Source organism: Solidesulfovibrio sp. (assembly GCF_029978005.1).
Classification (GTDB): Bacteria; Desulfobacterota; Desulfovibrionia; order Desulfovibrionales; family Desulfovibrionaceae; genus Solidesulfovibrio.
In genome coordinates this window covers 36,342-42,910 of record NZ_JARKOZ010000036.1, presented here as the reverse complement: position 1 = coordinate 42,910, position 6,569 = coordinate 36,342, and the positions used below count along the sequence as shown (strand labels likewise).

The window sequence follows — 6,569 nt, the reverse complement described above, 5'->3', positions numbered from 1 at the left end:
ACATTTTACTGGACATGTCTGTTCCCTCCGGGAAGGCAGGAGGAAGACCGGGGGAGGGAACCCCTTTTTTGCAAAAAAGGGGTTCCCTCCCCCGGTCTTCCTCCTGCCTTCCCGGAGGGAACAGACATGTCCAGTAAAATGTGGGGCGGGCGGTTTGGCGAGGGGACCGGGGCCTTGATGGAGGCCTACAGCGAGTCCGTGTCCTACGACCGCCGCATGTACCGCCAGGATATCGCCGGCTCCAAGGCCCACGCCCGGATGCTGGCCAAGCGCGGCGTGTTGGCCGGCGACGAGGCCGATCGCATCGTGGCCGGGCTTGACCAGGTGCTCGACGAGATCGAATCCGGCGCGTTCCCCTGGCGTGCGGAATACGAAGACGTCCACATGAACGTGGAGCAGCGCCTGACCGAACTCATCGGCCCCCTGGGCGGCAAGCTCCACACTGGCCGCAGCCGCAATGACCAGGTGGCGCTCGATTTCCGCCTCTACGTGGCCGAGAGCCTGGAGACCTGGGGGAAGCTGGCCCGCGAGCTCATCGAGGTCTTCGTCAAACGGGCCGACGAGCACAAGGCGACGCTTTTGCCCGGCTGCACGCATCTCCAGCCGGCCCAGCCGGTGAGCCTGGCCCAGCATCTGCTCGCCTACGCCTGGATGCTCAAGCGCGACTGCGAGCGCATGGACGACGCGCTGCGGCGCGTGCGCGTCTCGCCCCTTGGCGCGGCGGCCCTGGCCGGCACCACCTATCCGCTCGATCCGGGCATGGTGGCGCGCTCCGTGGGTTTTTCCCACGCCTTCGCCAACAGCATGGACGCCGTGTCCGACCGGGACTTCGTGCTGGAATCGCTTTTCGTCGCGTCCCTGGTCATGGCCCACCTGAGCCGCTTTTGCGAGGAGATCATCCTCTGGGCCAACCCGCGCTTCGGCTTCGTGGCCCTGCCGGACGCCTACGCCACCGGGTCGAGCATCATGCCGCAAAAGAAGAACCCCGACGCGGCCGAGCTCATGCGCGGCCGGGTGGGGCGGGTCTACGGCGACCTCGTGAGCCTGCTCACGGTGATCAAGGGCCTGCCGCTGACCTACAACCGCGACTTGCAGGAAGACAAGGAGCCCTTCTTCGACGCCGACGACACGGTGCGGGCCAGCCTACGGGTCATGGCCGGCATGCTCGGCGGGCTGGGCTTTCGGACCGAGCGCATGCGCGAGGCCCTGGGCCAGGGGTTTCTCAACGCCACGGAGCTGGCCGATTACCTGGCGGCCAAGGGCGTGCCCTTCCGCGAGGCGCACCACATCACCGGCCGGGCGGTGGCCTACGCCGAATCGGCGGGCAAGGCCCTCGAGCAATTGACGCTGGAGGAATTGCGTGTATTTTCCCCGGCGATGGAGCAAGATGTTTTCGAGGCCCTGCGGTATGAAACCGCGGTGGCCCGGCGCAGCGGACCCGGCGGCACGGGTCCGGAATCCGTGACTTCCCAGATGGCGGAACTCTCCCGATGGCTTCAAAAACGGTAAATCTCCAGCTCGCCTGCCTGTCGGCCATCAGCGGCGTCATCGACAAGGCCCTGGACCTTGAGCAGTCGCTCCAGGATATCCTGCGCATCCTGGCCGAAAAGCTCTCCATGAAGCGGGCCACCATCACCCTGGTGGACCGCTCCACGGGCAAGCTCGTGATCAGCGTGTCCCAGGGCCTGTCCGCCGAGGAAAAAAGCCGGGGCGTCTACGGCCTGGACGAAGGCGTCACCGGGCTCATCTTCCAGACCGCCCAGCCCTACGTCGTGCCGGACATCCGCAAGGAGCCGCTTTTCCTCGACAAGACCCAGTCGCGCAAGATCGAGCGCGACCGCATCTCCTTCGTCGGCGTGCCCATCCTGCTCCACGGCCAGGCCATCGGCGTGCTCAACGTGGACCGGCTTTTCGGCGACGAGGTGGACTACGAGGAGGATGTGGCCTTTCTCACCGTCGTGGCCACGCTGATCGCCCAGTTCATGAGCCTCAACCAGAAGTTCGAGGCCAAGGTCGAGAACCTGCGCCGAGAGAACGTCTCCCTCAAGTACAAGCTCTCCCAGGAGACCCAGGGGCTTTACATCGTCGGCAAGAGCCTGGCCATGGCCGAGGTCCAGCGGCAGATCGAGAAGGTCGCCCCGACAAGGGCCACGGTGCTGCTCCTTGGCGAATCCGGCACCGGCAAGACGCTCATCGGCCGCATCATCCACGACCTGTCCGAGCGCAAGGATTTTCCCTTCATCAAGGTCAACTGCGCCTCGATTCCGGAAAACCTGCTGGAATCGGAGCTTTTCGGCTACGAGAAGGGGGCCTTCACCGGCGCGGACCAGACCAAGCCCGGCCGGTTCGAGGAGGCCAACAAGGGCACCTTGTTCCTCGACGAGATCGGCGAGCTGCCGCTGGGCCTGCAAGCCAAGCTCCTGCGCGTGCTTCAGGACAAGGAATTCGAGCGGCTGGGCAGCAACAAGACCCGTCAGGCCGACGTGCGCATCATCGCCGCCACCAACAAGGATCTGGCCACCCTGGCCGAGGAGGGGGCGTTTCGGCCCGACCTCTACTACCGGCTCAACGTCTTTCCGCTCAACGCGCCGCCCCTTCGCGAACGCAAGGAAGACATTCCCTCCCTCATCATCCATTTTCTCAACAAGGTTTCCAAGGAATACGCGCGCAAGCTCACCTTTTCCACCGAGGCCCTGGCCGTGCTCAAGGAGTACGACTGGCCGGGCAACGTGCGTGAGATGGAAAACCTGGTCGAGCGCCTGGTCATCCTGGCCGAAAACGAGCGCATCGACGCCGACCTCATCCGGCCCTACCTGACCATCCCCTCCCGGGAGGACGCCCTGTCCGGCGAAGGCGGGGAAGGGGAGGGCGCGCCGTCGCTCAAGAGCCTGGAAAAATCCGTCATCATGGACGCCCTGCGCCGCAGCGGCGGCATCCAGCACCGGGCGGCCAAGGAACTGGGCATCACCCCCCGCCAGATGGGCTACCGGGTCAAGAAGTTCAATCTCGAATCCCTGGTCGCGGTGCAGCGGGTGAAAAACCGCTGACCGGCCGACGCGTTGCTTTCGATCCTTTAAGGAAATCCGCCAGGGCCTGCGCGTCCCGGGCCCGGCCCGGGGGGCCGTGCGGCGCGTCCTGGCCGGCCCCGGCCAAAGCCCTTGCGATCAGGGGCGAAACGGCTTATTCCTTCCGGGTTCGAGACCTTTCCACGCCACCTTTTACCACCAGACGCACGCCATGCCCAAACGGACGGACATCAAGAAAATCATGATCATCGGCTCGGGGCCCATCGTCATCGGTCAGGCCTGCGAGTTCGACTATTCCGGCTCCCAGGCCGCCAAGGCCCTCAAGGAAGAAGGTTACGAGGTGGTCCTGGTCAATTCCAACCCGGCCACCATCATGACCGATCCGGGCCTGGCCGACCGCACCTACATCGAGCCCATCGAGCCGGGCACCGTGGCCCGCATCATCGCCAGGGAAAAGCCCGACGCCATCCTGCCCACGCTGGGCGGCCAGACCGGGCTCAACACCGCCGTGGCCCTGGCCGAGTCCGGCGTTTTGGCCGAGCACGGCGTGGAGCTCATCGGCGCGTCGCTGGCCGTCATCAAGAAGGCCGAATCCCGCGAGCTCTTCCGCCGGGCCATGGAGAACATCGGCCTGAGCATCCCCCAGAGCGGCATCTGCCACACCATGGACGACGTGCGGGAGTGGGGCAAGCGCATCGCCTTCCCCATCATCGTGCGCCCGGCCTACACGCTGGGCGGCACGGGCGGCGGCGTGGCCTACAACATGGAGGACTTGGAGAAGATTTCCGCCGTGGGCCTGGCCGCCAGCATGAAAAGCGAGATCATGCTCGAACGCTCGGTCCTGGGCTGGAAGGAATTCGAACTCGAGGTCATGCGCGACCGGGCCGACAACTGCGTCATCATCTGCTCCATCGAGAACATCGACCCCATGGGCGTGCACACCGGCGACTCGGCCACGGTGGCCCCGGCCCAGACGCTGACCGACGACGAATACCAGAAGATGCGAAACGCGTCGCTTGCCATCATGCGCGAGATCGGCGTCGAGACCGGCGGCTCCAACGTGCAGTTCGCGGTCAACCCCGAAAACGGCGAGATGGTGGTCATCGAGATGAACCCGCGCGTGTCGCGGTCTTCGGCCTTGGCTTCCAAGGCCACGGGCTTCCCCATCGCCAAGATCGCGGCCAAGCTGGCCGTGGGCTACACCCTGGACGAGATTCCCAACGACATCACCCGCGAGACCATGGCCTCCTTCGAGCCCACCATCGACTACTGCGTGGTCAAGATCCCGCGCTTCACCTTCGAGAAGTTCCCGGGCTCCGAGGACTACCTGACCACGGCCATGAAGAGCGTGGGCGAGGCCATGAGCATCGGCCGCAATTTCAAGGAAGCCTTGCAAAAGGGCCTGCGCTCCCTGGAGATCGGGGCCGCGGGCCTGGGCCCGGACGGCCCGGCCTGCGACCCGGACCGGGAACAGCTCCTGGCCGACATGCGCAAGCCCAATTCCCGGCGGCTGTTCCAGATCCGCCAGGCCATGCGCTGCGGCGTGAGCCTGGAGGAGATCTTCGACGCCACCTGGGTCGATCCCTGGTTCCTGCGCCAGATCAAGGAAATCGTGGACATGGAGGGGGCCTTGGCCGCCTTCCCCAAGGAGAAGGTCGCGCCTTCCGACGCCCAGTGCAAGGAACTGCTCCTGGCCGCCAAGAAGAACGGCTTCTCCGATCCGCAGATCGCCACGCTCCTGCGGCTGCCCTCGGCGCTCGACGCCAGGAAGCTCCGCCAGGCCATGGGCGTCAACCCGACCTACTACCTGGTCGACACCTGCGCCGCCGAATTCGAGGCCTACACCCCGTACTACTATTCGACCTACGAGACCGGCCGGGAAGTGGCCGTGCGCCCGGCGCGCAAGGTGGTGATCCTGGGCGGCGGCCCCAACCGCATCGGCCAGGGCATCGAGTTCGACTACTGCTGCTGCCACGCCTCCTACGCCCTGCGCGAAATGGGGGTCGAGTCCATCATGGTCAACTCCAACCCCGAGACCGTGTCCACGGACTACGACACCTCCGACCGCCTCTATTTCGAGCCGCTCACCTTCGAGGACGTGCTGTCCATCATCGAGCACGAGAAGCCCGAGGGCGTCATCGTTCAGTTCGGCGGCCAGACGCCGCTGAACCTGGCCGTGCCGCTTCTAAACGCCGGAGTGCGCATCCTCGGCACCTCGCCGGACAGCATCGACCGGGCCGAGGACCGCGAACGCTTCCAGGCCATGCTGCACAAGCTCGGCCTGCGCCAGCCGGCCAACGGCACGGCCTTCGCCGTGGAAGAGGCGGCCGAGATCGCGGACAAGATCGGCTATCCCGTGGTGGTGCGCCCCTCCTACGTGCTCGGCGGCCGGGCCATGGAGATCGTCTACGATCGCAAGGACCTCGAGAACTACTTCAAGGTCGCCGTGGTCGCCTCGGGCAAGCATCCGATCCTCATCGACAAGTTCCTGGTCAACGCCATCGAGGTGGACGTGGACGCCGTGTCCGACGGCACGGACACCTACGTGGCCGGCGTCATGGAGCACATCGAGGAGGCCGGCATCCATTCCGGCGACTCGGCCTGCGTGCTGCCGCCCCACAGCCTCTCGCCCGAACTCATCGCCGAGATCGAGCGCCAGACCAAGGCCCTGGCCGCGGAACTGGGCGTCATCGGCCTCATGAACATCCAGTTCGCGGTGAAAGACGGCGACATCTACATCCTCGAGGTCAACCCGCGGGCCTCGCGCACCTCGCCTTTCGTGTCCAAGGCCACGGGCGTGCCCCTGGCCAAGCTGGCCACCAAGGTCATCATGGGCCAGAAGCTGGTCGATTTGCAGCCCTGGGCCGAGCGAAAGTCCGGGTACTACTCCGTCAAGGAGTCGGTCTTCCCGTTCAACCGCTTCCCGGGCGTGGACGTGCTGCTCGGACCGGAAATGCGCTCCACGGGCGAGGTCATGGGCATCGACGAATCCGTCGGCCTGGCCTTCATGAAAAGCCAGCTCGGCGCGGGCCAGAACCTGCCGCTTAAGGGCACCGTCTTCATCTCCGTGGCCGACGGGGCCAAGGACGACGTGCTGCCGGCGGCGAAGATCCTGAGCGAAGTGGGCTTCCGCATCATGGCCACCAAGGGCACGGCCGCCTATCTCGAAGAGAAGGGCATCGCCGTGACCCGGGTCATGAAGGTCTTCGAGGGCCGTCCCCACGTGGTGGATCACATGAAGAACCGCGAGATCGACCTGGTGGTCAACCTCGTCTCGGACAAGCGCACGGTGCGCGACTCCCTGGTCATCCGTCAGACGGCGCTTCTCTACGGCATCCCCTACACCACCACCGCCGCCGGGGCCAAGGCCATGGCCCAAGCCATCCGCGAGATGTCCGGCCAGGGACTGACCGTCAAGAGTCTTCAGGAGTATTACGGGGCGAACTAGTTCGCCTCCCTCGAAAATACGCAAGTATCGTCGAGGGAAAAGGTTTCAGCAATGGCGGCCCCGCGCGTTCGTCTGGACGGAGCGCCGGGCCGCGA

The 6,569-nt window shown here is 65.6% G+C and carries 3 protein-coding genes; all 3 read left to right on the top strand.

Going from position 1 to position 6,569, the window contains the following annotated elements:
• Nucleotides 1-126 precede the first annotated feature (126 nt).
• The 3 genes from argH to carB all read left to right on the top strand — a co-directional run bounded on the left by argH (nucleotide 127) and on the right by carB (nucleotide 6,474).
• A complete protein-coding gene (gene argH, locus Q1K70_RS03785; protein ID WP_300155967.1) occupies nucleotides 127-1,509 on the top strand; it encodes an argininosuccinate lyase in 1,383 nt (460 codons plus the stop codon).
• Nucleotides 1,491-3,047 carry a sigma 54-interacting transcriptional regulator gene (locus Q1K70_RS03780; RefSeq protein ID WP_300155965.1) on the top strand — a complete coding sequence of 519 codons (1,557 nt, stop codon included), beginning with the start codon at nucleotides 1,491-1,493 and terminating at the stop codon, nucleotides 3,045-3,047. Before argH ends, Q1K70_RS03780 begins: the two co-directional genes overlap by 19 nt.
• A 190-nt stretch (nucleotides 3,048-3,237) precedes the next feature.
• Nucleotides 3,238-6,474 (top strand): carbamoyl-phosphate synthase large subunit, encoded by a 3,237-nt coding sequence (gene carB, locus Q1K70_RS03775; RefSeq protein ID WP_300155963.1) that lies wholly within the window; start codon nucleotides 3,238-3,240, stop codon nucleotides 6,472-6,474.
• The last annotated feature ends 95 nt before the right edge of the window (nucleotides 6,475-6,569 follow it).

Bases quoted from the DNA above. Each gene is read 5' to 3' on its own strand.
- argH (WP_300155967.1), top strand. From the start codon at position 127: ATGTCCAGTAAAATGTGGGGCGGGCGGTTTGGCGAGGGGACCGGGGCC.
- Q1K70_RS03780 (WP_300155965.1), top strand. From the start codon at position 1,491: ATGGCTTCAAAAACGGTAAATCTCCAGCTCGCCTGCCTGTCGGCCATC.
- carB (WP_300155963.1), top strand. From the start codon at position 3,238: ATGCCCAAACGGACGGACATCAAGAAAATCATGATCATCGGCTCGGGG.